Raw genomic sequence first — 17,760 nt, forward strand, 5'->3', positions numbered from 1 at the left:
CGCCGAACCGGCCGTCCGGCGAGGTTCCGGCGTACGACGCCCGAAACCAGTGTGTGCCGGCAGTTGCCACACTGATCTGTTGGCCGAGTCGGCGACGAGTGCTGTCCGTGAGTCCGCCGGTCACATGAACGAGCCGAGTCCGGTCTGTTCCTGGCCGCTCTTCACCTCGTCCCACGACATCCCGAGTGCCTCGATCACGCGGGCGATGGGTCCCTTCAGCGTCTTCTCCAGCATCGTCTCGTAGTCGATCTCGAACTCGTCGGGCACCTGGTCGGCGTACTCGAAGCAGATCACGTCCGGGTCGGCCTTGAACTCGCCGTAGAGGCTGTTCCGCTGTGGGTCGAGACCCTTCTCGTCCTCCATCCGCCGCCAGAAGTCCGGGTGGACCTTGTCGAGGTAGAGGCGTTTGGGCTTGCTCCCGCGCTGGAAGTTCGTCCCGAGGAACGCGTTCGCGTACTTCGCGCCGCGAACCTGTGCGGTGTCGGTCTCGTACGCGTCCAGTCGCTTGCCGATGCCGCCGGGAATCCCGATCTCGTCTAAGTCGACCGCGCCGTCCTCGAAGGCGTCGATCTCCGACTTGAGGTACTGCCGGATCTCGTCCACGTCGGTCCCGGTGACGATCATCTCCAGGACGTCCTTCTGGACGCGCTTCGTGATCGGCGCGATGTCGGAGCGTTTGTACTCGAAGCCCGTGATGTCGATGTCGTCGACGTACTTCCCCTCTTTCCAGACGATGTGACCCGCGTACCGCTTCTTCTTGCCCGCCTGGAAGAACCGTCGGTAGAGCTTCTCGAACTCGATCTGGAACCGGTGTTCCAGCGCGTTCAGTTCGCGTTCGGCGAACTCGTCGTAACCGTCGTTGATCTGCGACTCCAACTCGAAGCCGGTTTCCAGGATCGTCTGGCGCTCGCGGAGTTCGCGTTCGGTTGCGTCGGGGTTCGCATCCCGCATCGCCTCTGGGATCTCTTCTGCGGGGACGAGGTCGTCGTCGGATAGCTGTCCGATTTCTAACATGACGCTGTCAGTGTCCCCGTAGGTCACCTCGTGGCCGATGCTGTTGGATATCTTCTCGGTCTCGCGGATGACCTCGCGTCCCGTGGCGGTGACGGCCGCGCCGACCTCCTTGTCGTACAATCTGAAGCGATCCCACCCCGTTACGCCGTATAGCGACTGCCCGACGAACTGGAACTTTCCGTTACGCCCTGCCAGAAGTGTGTGGTTGTCCTCGACAGTTACGCAGTACGCGCCCTCGTCGGCGGTACTCCGCCCACCCGAACGATGCATCCGGAAGCTGTTCTTCGCACCCTCTGTGCAGTAGATTCGCCACGAGCCGCCGTTTTGTCCGTAGCTCGCGGTCAGGCCGAGGTGCGCACAGAGGCGGAGTACGTCGTCGCGTAGTCGGTCGCTGGAGGTTGTGTATCGCCACGAGTTCGGCTGACGGTCGCCGTCGCCTGCGATCATCGTGTCGAGGAACAGTCGCTTCTGTCGCTCGGAAGCGTCGAAGACGAACTCGGGAATACACTTCTCGAAGCTCCCTGTGCCGCCGAGTCGTTCGAGAAGTCCACCGAGGAGTTTCGAGGTGAACTGGTAGCTCTGGTCGTTGACGTAGTAGTCGAACCCCATCCGGTCGAGCAGGTCGCCGATTCTGGCGTGGTCGCTCTCGGCAGTGTCGACCCCCGCGCCACCGTCTGTTCGTGCTAGTGCGTCCTGTGCGATCTGGATGGTCGTCGCACTCCCCCGGAAGTTCTCGCCGAACTGCTTGTCTTCGGAGGTGGAGACGCTCCCTTCCGTGATGTACCACGCCAGCAGTTCGAGGAAGTCGTCTGAATCGTACGTCCGGGGAATCCACTTCCGGCCCGACTCGCGGTGGACGAAGCTCAGTTCACAGACGGACTCGATGTACTCGCGGTGACGCTCGAACTCCTCGGCGTCGAAGACGTAGCCGGTCTGTCCCACGTCGGCTTTCGGTACTCTCCGGGGTGTCCAGCCGAGTTCCGTGGTGAAGGTTCGGCCGTGGACCTCCGGGCGGACCCACACCTCGTAGTCGCCGTCGAGCAGTTCGGTGAGGTCGATCTCCTCGATCTCCTCGCCGTGGTCCATCGACCAGTCGTGCGGGAGTTCGTAGTGTGACGACCCGTTCAATTCGCCGGCTTCGACGAATCGGTAGTCGTCCCACGATGCGCCGTTTTTGTCGTCCTTCCGCACCAGCATCCGGTGGTTCGGCGTCACCCGGAAGTCGGTCTTGCTCGTCTCGATGTCTACCAGTTCGCCGCGATAGTCGGGGTAGGCGTGGGTCTCCGTGACCTGCTTGACCTGCATCTCCTGACGCTCGGGGTCGAGCGAGTACACGTCGTCACCGACCGACAAGTCGCGGATGTTCCGGACCCCCTCGGGTGTGAGAACGTCGGTGTCCGGCGTGAAGCAGTTCATGATGACTTTCACCGCCGCCTGCTGTTGGTCGAACTGCTGGTACGCTTCGGAATCCGGATCGTGTTCGTTGCGGCGCGCCTTCTTCTCATCGCGTTCGGTCAGCAGTTCGTCGACCATCTCCCGGATGATGCCGTCGGGTTCCTGCTGGAACTCGGTCCCGTTCGGGGCGGTGTAGACCGGGCCGTCGTAGTCGTCGGGGGCCTTCGTCTCCGGGGAGGCGTTGATCGTCACCATGCACATCGGGTACAGCGACTGACCGACCCACTGGAAATGACCGTTCCGGCCCGCGAGAACGACATGGTTGTCCTTCGCAGTGATGCAGTGGACCTGACCGTCGTGGTCTTCCACCTCGGCGTCGGCCTTCCTCATCGACCCCCGCTTACCGATGGAGACGTACCACGTGCCGTCCGACTGCTTCGAAACAGTCGGCTTCTCTCCACACTGTATCGCAAGCCGTGCCACGTCCTCTTTGAGTTGGTCGCTCTTCGTCCAGAACTTCTGCAGTCCGCTCTCTGTGCTTCTCCCGTCGCCTGCGACGAGCGTGTCCAGTAGCGTCCGGAGGTGTGTCGCATCAAGTTCGAAGACCCACGCTGGCAGTCGCTTGTTCGCATAGCCGTCGCCACAGTAGTCCGCGAACCAGTCGTAGAGGAACCGGTTGGAGATGTTGAACCCGGCTTTCTCCACACTGTAGTTAATATCCATCCGGTCGAGAAGGTCTCGAATCGACGCACGACCGCCCTCATCCTGCTGATGGAGTTCGATTCCGTGTGAGTCGCGCGTGAAGCTCCCCTCCGTGACGAACCACCCGATCAGTTCGAGCCAATCGTCCATCCGGAACGAACAGGGCATCTCAGCGTGTCCCCTGTCGTACTTGAGGAACAGTTCGTCTGCCTGTTCGTCAATCTCGTCCCGGTGTTCACGGTACGTCTCCACCGGGAGCAGGTACTTGCCGGTCTTCCCCTCGATGGACGCGAGCCGTGACGTGCCGTTCGCCCAGTCGAGTTCCGACTCGACGCTCTGTGGCATCTGCGCTCGGAAGCTCGACAGGCCGTCGTGTGCGTAGACGACAACGTTACCGTCGGAGGCCTCACCAGCGAGATCGAACCTGTCTCGCTGGGCACCCGACATCGGTTCGTGGTTCGGGAACGCGAACCGCTCCGAATCGGGGATGTCACGGTACGCATCGAACTCGTAATCTTCCGGATAGAGGTCGTCCCACCCCCGCTCCTTCGAGAGAAGGAATCGGTGGTTCTCGGTCACCTTGAAGTCGTACGTGTTACCCGAGGCGTGGTGGAGTTCACCGTACTGGTTGTCGTACGACTGAGTATCTATCACCGGCTTCACCTCACACTCGAAGGTGTCCGGATTCAACGTGTACACCGGGTCGCCTTCTTCGAGTTCCCGAATGTTCCGAATGCCACTGGGGGTTGCTACGTCGGTGTCTTCGCTGAAACACTTCAGGTCGAGGACGGTGACGTTCTCCTTGACGCCCGTGATGGGATCGAACACCGCGCCGCCTTCGTACTCCTCGGCGTCGGCCTGTCCCTTCGTCGGCAGGGCGAACCGACCGAACGACTTGTGCAGGACGTACACGTCCACCGTGTCGCCGGGCGTCGGCGCGTCTTCGAGCAGACAGCCGACGAACTGGCGTACCTCGTCCCAGAAGGCGATGATCTCCTGTTTCCGGTCGAGTTCGACACACAACTCGACGTCCCTGACGTTGTACTCCAACAGTCGCTCCGGGTCGTCCTCCCACAGGTCGCCGATGTCGCCCGAGTAGCGTTCCTTGCCGACGCCGAGTTCGACCTCGCCGACCGCGTCCAGTCGGTAGGACTCCAACTCCGTGAACTGCGTGCGCTTGTAGCCGTACAGCAGGTCGAAGACGACCCGACCCTTCACGTCCGGACCGCCCCACCCGGAGCGCCACACTTCGCCGATCCGGGAGAGACGATCCGGATCGAGATCGTGGTCGGTCTCGGGGTCGACTTCCTCCAGTCGGTCGAGGAAGTACGGCGCGTCGAAGTCCTCGAAGTTCCACCCGGTCAGCACGTCCGGGTCGGTCTCCTCGACGTACGAGACGAAGGCGTCGAGCATCGCCCCCTCGGTCTCGAACGACCGGACGTCGATGTCGGTGTCGTCCTCGAGTGGCTCGTAGGTCGGCAGCGAGTCCGGGATCGGGCCGTCGCCCTCGGGTGCTTCGTAGAGCCACACGACGTACTCGTCGCGGTAGTTGTCGTGGCTGGTGAGACAGACGATCGGCTCCTCGCCGTCCTCCGGGAAGCCGGACCGGTCGTCCACCTCGATGTCGAAGGTGTTCACCCGGAGGTCACCCTCGGCGTCGACCGGGTAGACCTCCTCGTGGTGGACCTGTAAGGTGGTCTCGTCGTCGTCCAGCCAGCGGGCCGGCACGCGGATCCCGCTGCCGACGTCCTTGTCGATCAGGAAGCGGTTCGGAAAGAGGATGTCCGCCTCGTAGTGTTCCTCGAACTCGTCGCGGAGTTGGCCCACGTCGCGGGGCGTCCGGCCGATCAGTTTCGTCAGTTCTTCGCCACGGATGGAGACGAACGGGTCGCCGTCGGCGTCGGTCTCGCGGCTGTCGAGGATGGCGTCGAACTCGTCTTCGGGCCGCTGGGCACGGTCGGCGAGTCGGCTGGTCGGGACGTAGAAGTACGGCTCGAAGCCGAGGACGCGGACGTGGAGCGGTTCACGCCCGTCGCGGCCGAAGACGTGGACGACCGGATACTCCTCGCCGTCGGCGTACTCGACGCTGTAGTCCACCTGTGTCACCGCCACGTCGATCTCGCCGTCGGCGTCCGGGAACCGCTTGTCGCTCGCGTCGATCACCTCTGCGGCCTCGACGCCGCCGGCGACGGCGGCCGCCTCCGCGTCGGGACGGTCCTCGTCCGCCTCGCTGTGCCCGAAGTCGACGAGCGCGGACTGGCCCCCCGTGTCATCGCTCATGGGCACACCTTCGGCGCACCCGTGTAAAAACTACTCACCTTCGGCGCGTTGTGGACCGACAGTGACGGCAGTCGAGCGCGTCGCCACTGGGCGAGGCGAACGCAGGAGGAAGGTGGCTTGGTCAGCGCGGGGTCGTGCAGTCGATCGAAGTGGCTCGGAGTCGGTCGCCTCAGGTGTTGAGGAAGTAGACCTGCTTCCGGGCGTCCTTGAAGCTGTAGCGGGAGCCGACGAGGTCGGACTCCTCCAGGCGGTTCAGCGCGTAGCGGACGGTGCGGTCCGGCAGCAACGACTCCTCGGCGAGTTGGCCCTGCGAGAGCGGTGCGTCGCTCTCGAGTACTTTCGCGACGAGCTTCGCGCTCGGGGGAAGCTCGCGGAGACGTTCACGGAACTCGGCGTCGGAGAGGGGGTCCTCCCGGTTGGCCTCTGCGGTACTGGTGCTCATACTACACGCCAGCGAGTGAACAGTCGTAAAGCTTCCCTACTAATGTGACAAGGTCCCTCAGACACCTTAAGGACATAATAGTTTGCGGTGACGACGATTCCTGCCGGACGATCATGCAGGACAGATCGCACGACTGCGCAGTGTCGGTCGGTCGACACGGTGCGGAGAGGACAGCGACGAGAGACACGGGACACGGCGGCCGACCGGCAGACAGGCGTACCGTAAGTGACCGAATGGGCGGAGAGACCCGACCGGGTGGGCGAAGGCTTTTGCGTCGCGCGTGTGACTCGCTACCGTGATTCCAGAGAGTCACCGGGACATCTTCGAGCGGGAGTCGTTCGCCCACTTCGCGACGGTCATGCCGGACGGAACGCCGCAGGTCACGCCGGTCTGGGTCGACCACGAGGACGGCGAGTACGTCCTCGTCAACACCGCACGCGGGCGGCGAAAGGAGAAGAACGTCAGGCGAAATCCGAAAGTCGGCGTCTCGGTGCTCGACCCCGACGACCCCTACCGGTACGTCTCGGTTCGCGGCGAGGCGGAACTGACCGAGGAGGGTGCCACCGACCACATCGACGAACTCGCGAAGCGGTACATGGGTGTCGACGAGTACCCGCACCACGGCGAGGAGTCCGGAGCGCGCGTCATCGTCCGCATCTCGACGGACCACGTCGTCACCAGCGGGTGAAGACGCCGGAACCGGCCGAGCGGTCCGCCGGCGACGGGTGACTCACACGGTGACGGCAGGCGACTCAGCCGCCGGGGACACGCCCCTCGTCGCGGAGCGTGTCGGTCTGTGGATCGTCGCCGTGTCGGCGGTAGCGACCCATGAGACAGTCGCAGTCCGGACAGTGGACTAAGACGAGTCTCGCCTCCTCGTGGCGCGTGAGGTCGGTCGGCTCGTGTGTCTCGCCGCACCGTCTACAGGTGGGCATACCGTGTGGTACGCTACCGAGACACATAAGTTCGGTCCGCCTGCGAGACACATCCAATACGTCTTTAGTCCCCGAGTGTGCATCTCGGAGTAGTGAAAGGGAAGGAGTGGTATCAGTCGGACGACGTCGCCGAGGAGTACGACGCCAAGCGGTTCTCGCGTGGCGGCCGACTGATCGACAGGCGGGAGAAGCAGGCCGTCCTCGACGCACTGGCACCGGTCGACGGAAAGGACGTGCTGGAGATCGCCTGTGGCACCGGCCGGTTCACCGCGATGCTCGCCGAACGCGGCGCGGACATCGTGGGCCTCGACATCTCCTCGGAGATGATGGAACAGGGGCGGGAGAAGGCCCGACGGGCCGGCGTCGCAGACCACATCGAGTTCATGCGCGGCGACGCCGCGCGACTCCCCTTCCCGGACGACCACTTCGACAGCGTGTTCGCCATGCGCTTCTTCCACCTCGCAGACACCCCCGCGAAGTTCCTCGCGGAGATGGCCCGGGTCTCGAAAGAACAGGTGTTCTTCGACACGTTCAACGGCCGCAGTCTCCGGGTGCTCTACAACTGGTTGCTCCCGATGGGCTCGCACCTCTACGCAAGTGACGAGGTCGAACGACTGCTGGCCGACGCGGGGCTCCGACTGGCGAACGCCGAACACGACTTCCTGCTCCCCTACGGCTTCTACCGGAAGATCCCGAACGGCGTCGCCGGCGAGTTTCGAGGGCTCGACACCGCCATCCGCGACACGCCCGTCGGCGACGAACTCGCGTCGGTGTCCTACTGGAACGCCCGCGTGAAGTAGCACACTCCGGTCGCCAGCGTCCCGGTCGTCACCACACCACGCGCCACCTGCCCGGCGTCGTCGTCGATCTCGAAACGAAACGTAATTTCACTTCTCCCCCTCGAATTCCACGTTCAGAGAGAACTGTGTCGTGTTCTGCCGCATCTCGTCACCGATCTCTGCGATTCGGCGACGAACCCGTGCAAAGGGTGACTCGACGGAAAGGCATTTACCATGTGATTACGTACCACACTCTCGACCATGTCCGACGACGCCGACGCAGACGGGTTGGAGCGGACGGGTGGCGAGCCACCCGAACCGACCGGTGCGGAGACGGTGGAGGCGTACGACGAGGACGACGGAGTCGTCTTCTACGACGCCGAGAACCCGCTCGCGTGGCTTCGAACGACACTCACCGTCCGACTGAGCGAGCAGGTCTGAGACGGACCGCGAACGCTTTTTGTCGTTGGGACCTCACCACCGAGTAGTGTTAGACGAACCGTGGCCGGACGAACCCGACGAGCCGAACCCCGAGGACCGCTGGGGGAATCCCGAGCGTGACCTGGTGCGGGTCCCGAAGGCACCGGAGGTGTCGACGCCGTCGGGGTCCAGCGCCGACGTGCCGGCGGAGGTCGCTCAGAACTTCTGGAGCGCGGTCGTCTTCGCCAACGTCGGCCTGTTCGGGGTGAGCCTCGGCGCGATGCTGATCGGGTTTCGAGGCGACTGGCTCTGGGGTGGGGCCGCCGTTCTCGTCGGCGCACTCGCGCTTCTGCGGACCTACCTCCAGTACCGGTCGTTCGTGACGCGCGAGGAGTGAACGCGACCATCGGTGAGACACAACCGCTATTCCGTTCCGGCTTCTCTCGTCGGTCGTGCGAACTGTTCGTGACGACACCGGTCGACGCTACCTGCTCGTCAAGCAGTCCGGCGAGTCGAGTCTCGTCCGCGACCCCGAGACCGGCGAGGAAGAGTACGTCGCCAACGACCGGCTCTCGGCTGTCGAGGGAACCTCGCCACTGGCGACCGCCGCGACCGCCGTCCCCGAGAGCGTCCGCCGACTGCTGACGGCGGTCCCGAACGACCGTGCGCTCGGCTTGGTGGTCGAACTCGCCGACACCGGACCGACGCCGGTCGTCGATCTGCTCGCGGCGTACGACCTCTGTGAGAGCGACCTCCACGGCCTGCTCTCGGAGTTCCGGGCGGCGGGACTCGTGCGGGAGGCCGAGGTTCACAGCGCGCGCGGCTACGACGCGACCGACCTCGCGCGCGAAGCCGTGGCGCACCTCAGGCCGGACGCGGACCTCGGCCCGGACGTGGCGACCGACGACGGCGGGTAGCCGATCAGTCGTCCGCCAGCGACTCCAGTTCCGCGACCGTCGCCCCCCGTTCCCGCCTGACGGACGACCGATTGGTCGTCGCGTTCTTCTCGACCGTGACGAGGTCGTCGGCCGCGCCGACCAGTTCCTCGTCGTGGCTGACCATCACGATCTGGCGAACACCGAGGTCGCGCATCTCCTCGACCAGATCGACGAGTCGGGAGACGTGCCCCGAGTCGAGGAAGACGGTCGGTTCGTCGAGGATCAGCGGCGGCATCGGGGCGGCCCCCTCGATGCCCTCGGCGAGCAGGCGGTAGATCGCACAGCGCAGGCTGAGGTTGAACAGCGCCCGCTCCCCGCCGGAGAGCTGTGTCGGGTCGAGCGCGCTCCCGTCCTTCTGGAAGACGGTGAGTTCGTAGCTGTCGTCGAGTCTGATCCGGGCGTAGGCGTCGTTGCCGTAGATCAGGTCGAACGTCTCGTTCAGCAGGGTCTCCAGTTTGCCGACGTTCCGCTGGCGGAGTTCCGCCCGGAGGTCGCCGTACATCGCTTCGAGGCGTTCGGTCTCGGCGTGGAGCGATTCGAGGCGGTCGACCCGCGTTTCGAGGGCCGTGTACTGCTCGCGGAGCTCCTCCAACTGGGCGATGTCGGCTTCGACACCACCGATCTTGCTCTGGGTCTCGTCACGTCGCTCGCGCAACTCTTCGAGTTTCGGCTCGACCTTCTCCAGATACGACTCGGCGCGTTCCTGCTCCGCGCGGGCCGAGTCGATCTCCTCGTCGTCCACCGCGTCCTGCAACTCGGTTCTGCGCTCCCGCAGGTCGGCGAGGCGGTCCCGGCGCTCGTCGTTCAGGTCGGCGAGGCTCTCGCGTTTGTCCCGGAGGTTGTCGATCTCGCGTTCGGCGTCCGTGATCGCGTCGAGTTTCGTGTCCAGTCGGTCCAGCGTCTCCTGTTCGGCGTCGACCGTCTCCAGTCGGTCGGCGAGGTCGTCTGCCTCCTCGCGTTTCGTCTCTGCTTTCTCCCGCAGTGTCTCGGCGTCGTCCCGCTTCTCGTCGGCCTCGGATTCGAGGTCGTTCGCCTCCTCGCGTCGGGTTTCGGCAGTCTCACGCTTCTCGTCGGCGTTCGACTCCTTCTCCGCCAGCAGTTCCTGCATGTTCTCGCGGTTCTGCCGCAGGGTGGCGACCTCGCTCTCGACGTCGGCCAGTTCCTCGGCACGCTCGATCTGCTCGTCCAGTCGTTCACGCTCCTCGGCGAGGTCGTCACGCTCTGCTTGCAACTCGTCGAGACGCTCTCTGTCGTCGGCGAGCGACTCGACGTGCGGTGAGTCCTCGACCGGTTGTCCGCACTCGGGACACTTGCCCTCGGCTCTCAGTCGTTCGGCCTCCTCGATTGACTGCTGGAGCGTGTTGAGTTCCCGGCTCACCGCCTGCTGGTCGCTCCGGAGGTCCTCGCGCTCGCTCTTCAGTTCCGCGAGGTGCGACTCGGCCTCCCCGAAGTCGGCTGGCGCGTCGTCGAACTCGCTCTTCAGACCCTCTATCTCCTCCGCCATCGACGCGATCTGCTCGCGCTGGTCGGCCAGTTGCTGTGCACGCCGGTCGGCCTCGGTTTCGAGTTCGTCGGCTTCCGCGCGGTTCCCTTCGGCGTCGGCCTCCAACTCGTCGGCACGGCTCTCGAGGTTGTCGGCCTGCGTGGTGAACATCTTCGCCTGCTGGTCGGCCTCGGTCTTCTCGTCTCGAAGCGTCGACTCGCGGTCGGTCAACGCGTCCTGTCGATCGGCGATTGTCTCCTCGCTCGCCTGTTCGATCTCGGTCTCTGCCAGTAGATCGTCGACGTCGTCCTCCAGCGACTCGATCCGGTCGCGCGTCTCGGTGATCCGGTCCCGGAGGACCTCGCGTTCTCGCTCGGTGTCGGCGATGTCGTCCTCCAGTTCGTCGATGTCTTCGGCGACCGACTCGACCTGTTCGCGTCTCTCCTCGTAGGTTTCGAGGATCTCCTCGGCGTCGGCCAGCGTCTCCTCGGCCGACTCCTTGTTCGCCTCGAACCGGTCGATCTCGGCGTCGATCTCGTCGAGATCACTCTGGAGGGCGTTCCGTCGCTCGTGGAGGTTCTGCGCTTCTTTCTGTTCGATCTGGCTCTCCAACTCGTTCAGGCCGCCGCGTTTGTCGGCCAGAACGTCGTTGACACCGAGTCGGGCCTCGCGGGCGCGTTCGCGGTACTCCTCCAGTTTTCCGAGTTGGAGGAGGTCGTCGATCATGTCCTGGCGGTCGGTCGGACTGGCCTCGATGAGTTTGTTGACCTCGCCCTGCCGGACGTACGCGCAGTTGACGAACGCCTCGGCGTCCATCCGGAGCAACTCGGTGACGAACGCCCGGACGTCGGTCGCACCCTCGATCGTGACCGCGTCGTCCCCGGTCGCGTCGGTGCGCTCCAGCACGCACTTGGTCGTGCTCGGCGTCCCGCCGTACTCTCTGATCTCACGTGCGATGTGGTACTGCCCGCCGTCGTGGGTGAACCACAGGTCGACGTCGCACTCGTCCTCGCCGTTCGAGATCACGTCTTCGAGGGTCTCGTCCAGCGCTTTCCCGCCGTAGAGTGCGAAGAAACAGCCCTCCAGCAACGAGGACTTGCCACTGCCGTTCAACCCGTGGATGACCGTCACGCCGTCTGCGAGTTGGAGATCGGTGTCGTCGTACGGCTTGAAGTTCCGGAGTCGGATGCGGTCGAACCTCACAGGAAGTCCTCCATCGAGACCTGGCTGTCGGTGTCGTCTGTGCTGTCGGCGTCGGTGTCGGTAGTGTCGTCCGCGGTTTCGGTGCCGTCGGTGTCGGTATCAATAGTGTCGTCTGCCGTTTCGGTGCTGTCGGCGTCGGTGTCGGGAGTGTCGTCTGCCGTTTCGGTGCCGTCGGTGTCGGCATCGGCAGTATCGACTGCGGTTTCAGTGTCGGAACTACTGGCGTCGTCGGTGTCAGCAGTCTCTGCTGTCTCGGGGCCGTCTCCGGCGAGGTCGTCTGCGGGTTCGGTGCTGGCTGCGGGTTCGTCTGTCTCGCCCGCGTCGGCCTCCGCTTCCACGTCGGTCTCGTCGGCTGCGTCGGTTGCGTCGGTTGCGTTGGCCGGGGCAGCAGGATTCGACTCGTCTTCGTGTGCTGCCGTCTCGCTCACCTCCGCCGGACTGAACGCCTCGTCGTCCGAGTCCAGGAGGTCGGTCACGCGCGTCTCGACCTCCTGGCGGACGTTCGAGTCCGCGACTTTGCTCGCCCGGACCGTCTCGTCAACGTCGCGGGCCGCCGTCGAGAGCCCCATCTCGCGGACACGCTCCCGGACGGCGTCGTCCGGGTCGGCGAAGGAGACGTCGATGTCGGTCTCCCCCTCCTCGATCTCCCGTCGGTCGGTCACGCGGGCGATCAGCGCGCCTGCCTCGGCGGCGTACTCCTCGACGCTCGCGGGCGTCACCGGCTCTCCCTCGCCCGTGATCTCGACGATCGCGACCGCGTCGTCGAGATCGAACTGCCGGACTCGCTCGCGGACGCGTTCGATCCCTTCGCCCTCGCCGAGGTCGACCGAGACGAACGCGAAGTCGCGGGTGTAGTCGTCGAGCGACCGGCGACTGATGTCGACGTCGTCGCCGAACTCGACGATGTTGTAGCCGCGTTCGTCGCGTTCGCTGGCGCTCGCGCGTTCGGTCGAACCGCAGTACGTGACCCACGTGCCGGCCACCTCGGCGGTGTCCGGCGTGTGGTTGTCGCCGAGGAGCAGCGCGTCGAAGTCGACGTTCGACTCGGCGAGCACCGTCTCGGTGTCCCAGTTCCCGTGGACGAACGGCGTGAACAGGCCGTGGCTGACGAGCACCGCGTGGGCGGCGTCGTGTGGTTCGAAGTCGTACGCGAGGTCGTCTCGGCGAGACTGCGGCACGTGGTCGAGGCCGTAGACCGCCACGTCGCCGAGGCGGTACGGCCCGGCCCCGAGTCTGGTCGCCAGGCCGAGGTTCTCGAACAGGTCGAGCCACTGTCCGCCCCGCGTGGACTCGTGGTTGCCGACGACCGCGAGAAAGGGGATGTCGGCGTCCGCGAGTGTCCGGAGGGCGGCGAGCGTCCCCAGCAAGTCCTGGAGGTCGGGCCGCCGGTCGTGGAACAGGTCGCCGGCGTGGATCACCGCGTCCACGTCGTCGTCGATGGCGTCGGCGACGACTGCCTCGAACGCGTCGAGGAAGTCCTGCCGGCGCTCCGGCGAGTGGTACTGCTGGTACCCGATGTGGGTGTCGCCGGTGTGGATCACCCGTGTCATCTGTCCGGTCGTTGGCCCCCTGCCGGTTTGACGTTTTCCGTCGGGTGCGCTCGGGCGTGCCGACCACCGGCCGACACGTCGGTCTCGTTCGCAACCGTCCGGAACCGGTCGAGGGTCGCCAGCACGCGCTGTCCGCGCCGAACGAGGGTGCGTCGGTTCTGCGCGTCGGCGCGCGCGACCGCCCGCCGGAGTCTCGTCTCACCGCCCTCTGCGAGGAAGGCGGCGGCCGTGTCGAGTCGTTCGACTGCGGTCTCGGCGTCGGCGACGACGCGGTCCGCACGCCGGTCGTCGGTGTCGGTGTCTCCCGGGACGAAGCCCCGTCCCGCCGCGAGTGCCGCGAGCGCACGCTTGACCGTGTTCGTGGACGCCACGGGCGGTGTGGTCCCGTGATCGGTGAAAAGGGCTCGGTCGGGCGCAGACGGTGGCTCGCTGGGTGGTGCGGCGAGTCGACTCGCAGGGGGGCCTCAGATCGTCAGCGTGTAGATGCGCTTCCGGGCGTCGGTGAAAGAGAACCGCGAGTCCACGGCGTCGGCGTCCTCCAGTCGGGAGAGGGCGTACCGGACGGTGCGGGACGGCAGCAGCGTCTCCTCGGCCAGTTGGCTCTGAGTCATCGTGTCCTCGTAGTCGAGCACCTTCGCCACGAGTTTCGCGCTCGGGGGCATCTCACGGATCGGCGTCCAGCGGTCGCCGGTCGTCTCCTCGCTCGCGTCGGCAGGTCTCGCTTCTGACGTACTCATCGTACTCTCACGGTGAGGATGCGAACAGATAATATTTGCTGTTCTGTTCTATTACTCTCAAGAATTAGACCACACCGTCGAGCGCCTGGTCGCGCTCCGGTCGTCTGGACCGTGAACGGGTCGTAGACCGCCGACAACGGGGACAGCGCGGCGACCGGCGAGGACCCCGGCTACCCGAAGCCTCTTAAGAATCACCGCCGTAAGTCTGGTGATGACCGACACTGTGGACGACGTCGATCTCCCGTACGAGGAGGAGACGTCGCAGCAGGAGAAGATCGAGTCGCTCCAGGAGCGACTCGACGTTCTCGAGACCCAAAACGAGGAGATGCGCGACAAACTCCTCGACGCGAACGCCGAGAACAACAAGTACCAGCAGAAGCTGGAACGCCTGACACACGAGAACAAGAAGCTGAAGCAGTCCCCGCTGTTCGTCGCCACCGTCCAGGAGATCACCGACAACGGCGTCATCATCAAACAGCACGGGAACAACCAGGAGGCGCTCACGGAGGTCACCGACGAACTCCGCGAGGACCTCGAACCGGACGCCCGCGTCGCCGTCAACAACTCGCTGTCCATCGTCAAGCGACTGGACAACGAGACGGACGTGCGTGCCCGCGTGATGCAGGTCGAGCACAGTCCGGACGTGACCTACGAGGACATCGGGGGACTCGAAGAACAGATGCAGGAGGTCCGCGAGACCGTCGAGATGCCCCTCGAACGCCCGGAGATGTTCGACACGGTCGGCATCGACCCGCCGTCCGGCGTCCTGCTGTACGGGCCGCCGGGCACCGGGAAGACGATGCTGGCGAAGGCCGTCGCCAACCAGACCGACGCGACCTTCATCAAGATGGCCGGCTCCGAACTGGTCCACAAGTTCATCGGCGAGGGGGCGAAACTCGTCCGCGACCTGTTCGAGGTCGCCCGCGAGAACGAACCCGCCGTCCTGTTCATCGACGAGATCGACGCCATCGCGTCGAAGCGCACGGACTCCAAGACCTCCGGCGACGCCGAGGTCCAGCGCACGATGATGCAACTGCTCTCGGAGATGGACGGCTTCGCCGAACGCGGCGAGGTGCGGATCATCGCCGCGACGAACCGCTTCGACATGCTGGACGAAGCCATCCTCCGCCCGGGTCGCTTCGACCGCCTCATCGAGGTGCCGAAGCCGAACGAGGAGGGTCGCGAGATCATCTTCCGGATCCACACCCGGAACATGAACGTCTCCGACGACGTGGACTTCGCGCAGTTGGCCGAACTGGCGAACGACGCGTCGGGGGCAGACATCAAGGCCATCTGTACCGAGGCCGGGATGTTCGCCATCCGCGACGACCGCACGGAGATCTACATGCGGGACTTCGTCGAGGCGTGGGAGAAGATCCAACAGGAGTCCTCGGACGAGGGCGACGCCTCCCGCGCGTTCGCCTGATCGGCGAGCCGTCTTTTTACGGTCGTTTCAGCCGAGCACCGCGAACAGCAGGTACGGCACCAAGAAGAGGAGTACGAACATCACTGCCAGGATGAGCCCGTAGCCGACGCCGGTTCCGAGGGCGGTCCGCCACGAGTCGTGGTCGAACTCGTCGAGCGCGTTCATAGTCGGTCGTGGGACCGGTGCGACTTGAAGCTACGTCTCGACGCGCCGCCGACCGACGCGTCTCACTTCTCGATGATGCTCTCCTCGACCGCCTCGCCGAAGTGGCGGGCGGTGTCCTCGTAGTAGACCAGCACCTCGTCGCCGACTTCGAGTTCCGTGACGGGTTTCCGGCCCTCGCTGGTGGCGACTTTGATCGTCTCGGCGTTCTGGAGCAGGGTGCCGATGGTGTCGACGCCGTCGTCGGTCTGGACCTCGGCGTCGACGCGGAACATCGGCCGCTTCTCGATCTTGACGCGGCCGACGACCGTCTCGCGGGTGTGACCGGCGGTGTCGACGATCTGGACCTCGTCGCCCGACTCGAGTTCGGAGAGGTAGACCGTGCCGCCGTCCGGCGTCCGGAGGTAGGCGTGGACCGCCCCGGCGTTCACCCGGAACGGGCGGGAAGCGACGTACGGCGACTCCGCGGTCTCGGCGTGGACGAAGAACAGGCCGCGGGACATCGACCCGACGAGCATCCCCTCGTCGTGGTCCATCAGCGTCCCGGTGTCGACACAGACGCGGTCGGCCATCCCGGTCGGTTCGATCTCGGTGATCGTCGCGGTCCGCAGGTCGAGGTGTTCGCGGTCGGCGGCGTCGCGTTCCTCGACCGTCTTGCGGATCTCGTCGGGGTCGTCGGTGTCGAGCAGGACGCCCTCGGCACCCTGTTCGAGCGTCTCGAAGGCGGTGCGGGCCTCGGCGGCCGACGTGACGCCCGCGATCAGGTTCGTCTCGTCGCCGATGCGGGCGATGAGGTTTTCGAGGGGGATGATCGTCCAGTCCTCGCCGATGACGATGGTGTGGTCGGCTTCGACGGCCGCCTCCTCCGCGAACGCCTCGTACCGGTCGCTGAAGATGCGGACGTACGCGCCCTGTGCCCGGTCGTCGCGTCGGCGGAGCGTCGTCAGGTCCGCAGAGCCGGAGAAGTCGCTCGGCAGGTCGATGGTGCCGTCGCCCTCGCCGTTCTTGCCGACGACGTAGGCGTCGGCGGTCGCGTCGTCGTCGGTGTCCTCGGCGTCGGTGATCTCCACGTCCGCGTCGGTGCGGAAGGCCGCCACCGACACGTCGCCGAGTTTTCTGACGTCCGCTACGTCCGACTCGTCGACGAGTACCCAGTCGACGCCCGCTTCCAATCCGGCGGTGATCCGTCGCTTCCGTGTCTCCCAGTCGCCGACGCTGTCGTCGGCTTTGATCCACACGCTCCGTGTCATTACCGACTCAACTCGGGGCGGTGGCTTGAACGTGGCGACTGTCGGCATACCTGCCGGCGGTCGGGTGACACGGGTGAGCGACTCAGCCGTCTCGATTCAGAAGCGCCACTCGGTCGGCCCGCCGGTCGACGACGTGTCCGTGTCGTCGTCGCCGGCGCCCACGTCGGTCGCGTCGGCGTCCTCGGGGGCGTTCACGTCGCCCGCGTCGCCCTCGTTCCCCTCGCCGGCCACCGCGACCGCCGGGTCGTCCACCCCGCCGTCGGCCTCGGTCCGGGCGTAGGTCGCCGTCAAGTGGTCGATCAGGTAGTCGACGGTGTCGGGACCGTAGGTCCAGAAGCCGTAGAAGCCGTCGGCGCGTTCCTCCGCGAGGAGCGCGCACTTGTTCTCCGGCACGCCGCCGCCGTCGTAGGCGACGAACCAGGACCTCTCGATCTCCTCGGTGCGCTCGGGATGGAGCGTGAACTGCTCGGTCGCCGGGAGGTCGATGTCCGGGTAGGCGTACGCGTGGACGTTCAGGTCGTCCCGACCGCCCAGTCGTTCGTACACGTCGAGTTCACCGGCGAGAACCGAGACCGTCTGGAAGCCGGAGTGGAGTTCGCCGGAGCCGACGCGCCACGCCCGGTCTTCGATCTCACGCGAGGCCGCGAGCATCCGCCCCTTCGAGAAGGAGGTGAACATCGTCTCGTCGAGATGGTCGAGAACCGACTCGTAGGAGGTCGACTCGAAGCCCGGTTGCGTCTCGGCGTCCGCCAACAGCGACTGCACGCCCGCCGCAGTCAGAAAGTCGTCGTCCTCGCCAAGAACCACGTAGTTGTTCGGACCGTGATCCGTCTCCTCGGCCCGGACGACCACGTTGCGATCCGCGAAGTGGTCAGAGAGTGCGTCGAGCAACCCGTCGTCCGGGTTGAAGACCGTCAAGGTCTTCTGGTGTGTCTCGACGCCTGCGATGAGTTCCGTGAGGGACATCCCCTTAAGTACCCCTACGGGAGCAGCTACTTGTGCCTTTGTATCGGCCGATGACACGAGCGGGCCGCTCGACCCCCA

16 protein-coding genes are annotated in these 17,760 nt (G+C 65.4%); 6 read left to right on the forward strand and 10 right to left on the reverse strand.

Features of this window, described 5'->3' with window-relative positions:
- Positions 1-120: 120 nt before the first annotated feature.
- Together LI337_RS10095 and LI337_RS10100 are read right to left on the reverse strand one after the other, a co-directional pair.
- Positions 121-5,391 (reverse strand): DNA polymerase domain-containing protein, encoded by a 5,271-nt coding sequence (locus LI337_RS10095; protein WP_227229720.1) that lies wholly within the window; start codon positions 5,389-5,391, stop codon positions 121-123.
- Between the two features lie 169 nt (positions 5,392-5,560).
- Positions 5,561-5,833 (reverse strand): winged helix-turn-helix domain-containing protein, encoded by a 273-nt coding sequence (locus LI337_RS10100; RefSeq protein WP_227229721.1) that lies wholly within the window; start codon positions 5,831-5,833, stop codon positions 5,561-5,563.
- Between the two features lie 295 nt (positions 5,834-6,128).
- Here LI337_RS10100 and LI337_RS10105 point away from each other — a divergent pair, with 295 nt between their 5' ends.
- The gene (locus LI337_RS10105; protein WP_227229722.1) at positions 6,129-6,521 is read left to right on the forward strand and encodes a PPOX class F420-dependent oxidoreductase; all 393 of its coding nucleotides are present in this window, start codon (positions 6,129-6,131) and stop codon (positions 6,519-6,521) included.
- Positions 6,522-6,585: 64 nt separating this feature from the next.
- Here LI337_RS10105 and LI337_RS10110 read toward each other — a convergent pair whose 3' ends face one another.
- Positions 6,586-6,768 (reverse strand): hypothetical protein, encoded by a 183-nt coding sequence (locus tag LI337_RS10110; RefSeq protein ID WP_227229723.1) that lies wholly within the window; start codon positions 6,766-6,768, stop codon positions 6,586-6,588.
- 92 nt (positions 6,769-6,860) lie between these two features.
- Here LI337_RS10110 and LI337_RS10115 point away from each other — a divergent pair, with 92 nt between their 5' ends.
- The 4 genes from LI337_RS10115 to LI337_RS10130 all read left to right on the forward strand — a co-directional run bounded on the left by LI337_RS10115 (position 6,861) and on the right by LI337_RS10130 (position 8,884).
- On the forward strand, positions 6,861-7,568 hold the full coding sequence (locus tag LI337_RS10115) for a class I SAM-dependent methyltransferase (protein ID WP_227229724.1): 708 nt from the start codon (positions 6,861-6,863) through the stop codon (positions 7,566-7,568).
- Between the two features lie 240 nt (positions 7,569-7,808).
- Positions 7,809-7,988, forward strand: coding sequence for a DUF7331 family protein (locus tag LI337_RS10120; RefSeq protein WP_227229725.1), 180 nt, complete (start codon positions 7,809-7,811; stop codon positions 7,986-7,988).
- 46 nt (positions 7,989-8,034) lie between these two features.
- Complete coding sequence (locus LI337_RS10125) at positions 8,035-8,364, forward strand: DUF7322 domain-containing protein (protein WP_227229726.1); 330 nt, start codon at positions 8,035-8,037, stop codon at positions 8,362-8,364.
- 55 nt (positions 8,365-8,419) lie between these two features.
- Positions 8,420-8,884, forward strand: a complete 465-nt coding sequence (locus LI337_RS10130; protein WP_227229727.1) for a DUF7346 family protein — start codon at positions 8,420-8,422, stop codon at positions 8,882-8,884.
- Between the two features lie 4 nt (positions 8,885-8,888).
- Here the strand turns inward: LI337_RS10130 and rad50 are convergent, their stop codons facing one another.
- From rad50 to LI337_RS10150, 4 genes are all read right to left on the reverse strand, one after another.
- Positions 8,889-11,591, reverse strand: coding sequence for a DNA double-strand break repair ATPase Rad50 (gene rad50 / locus LI337_RS10135; RefSeq protein ID WP_227229728.1), 2,703 nt, complete (start codon positions 11,589-11,591; stop codon positions 8,889-8,891).
- The gene (mre11, locus tag LI337_RS10140) at positions 11,588-13,141 is read right to left on the reverse strand and encodes a DNA double-strand break repair protein Mre11 (protein ID WP_303645251.1); all 1,554 of its coding nucleotides are present in this window, start codon (positions 13,139-13,141) and stop codon (positions 11,588-11,590) included. Before mre11 ends, rad50 begins: the two co-directional genes overlap by 4 nt.
- On the reverse strand, positions 13,138-13,512 hold the full coding sequence (locus LI337_RS10145) for a DUF7966 family protein (protein WP_227229729.1): 375 nt from the start codon (positions 13,510-13,512) through the stop codon (positions 13,138-13,140). The genes mre11 and LI337_RS10145 overlap by 4 nt, the downstream gene beginning before the upstream one ends.
- Positions 13,513-13,605: 93 nt before the next feature.
- Entirely contained in the window at positions 13,606-13,878 is a 273-nt protein-coding gene (locus LI337_RS10150; protein ID WP_303645252.1) for a helix-turn-helix domain-containing protein, read from the reverse strand.
- A 211-nt stretch (positions 13,879-14,089) separates the two neighbouring features.
- Between LI337_RS10150 and pan1 the strand changes: the two genes are divergently transcribed.
- Positions 14,090-15,304, forward strand: a complete 1,215-nt coding sequence (gene pan1 / locus LI337_RS10155; protein ID WP_227229730.1) for a proteasome-activating nucleotidase Pan1 — start codon at positions 14,090-14,092, stop codon at positions 15,302-15,304.
- Positions 15,305-15,331: 27 nt separating this feature from the next.
- Here the strand turns inward: pan1 and LI337_RS10160 are convergent, their stop codons facing one another.
- The 3 genes from LI337_RS10160 to LI337_RS10170 all read right to left on the reverse strand — a co-directional run bounded on the left by LI337_RS10160 (position 15,332) and on the right by LI337_RS10170 (position 17,682).
- On the reverse strand, positions 15,332-15,469 hold the full coding sequence (locus LI337_RS10160; RefSeq protein ID WP_227229731.1) for a hypothetical protein: 138 nt from the start codon (positions 15,467-15,469) through the stop codon (positions 15,332-15,334).
- A 62-nt stretch (positions 15,470-15,531) separates the two neighbouring features.
- Positions 15,532-16,716 (reverse strand): 3-dehydroquinate synthase II, encoded by a 1,185-nt coding sequence (locus LI337_RS10165; protein WP_227229732.1) that lies wholly within the window; start codon positions 16,714-16,716, stop codon positions 15,532-15,534.
- Between the two features lie 96 nt (positions 16,717-16,812).
- Positions 16,813-17,682, reverse strand: coding sequence for a DICT sensory domain-containing protein (locus tag LI337_RS10170; RefSeq protein ID WP_227229733.1), 870 nt, complete (start codon positions 17,680-17,682; stop codon positions 16,813-16,815).
- Positions 17,683-17,760: the final 78 nt, after the last annotated feature.

It is taken from the genome of Salinirubrum litoreum (genome assembly GCF_020567425.1).
GTDB lineage: Archaea > Halobacteriota > Halobacteria > Halobacteriales > Haloferacaceae > Salinirubrum > Salinirubrum litoreum.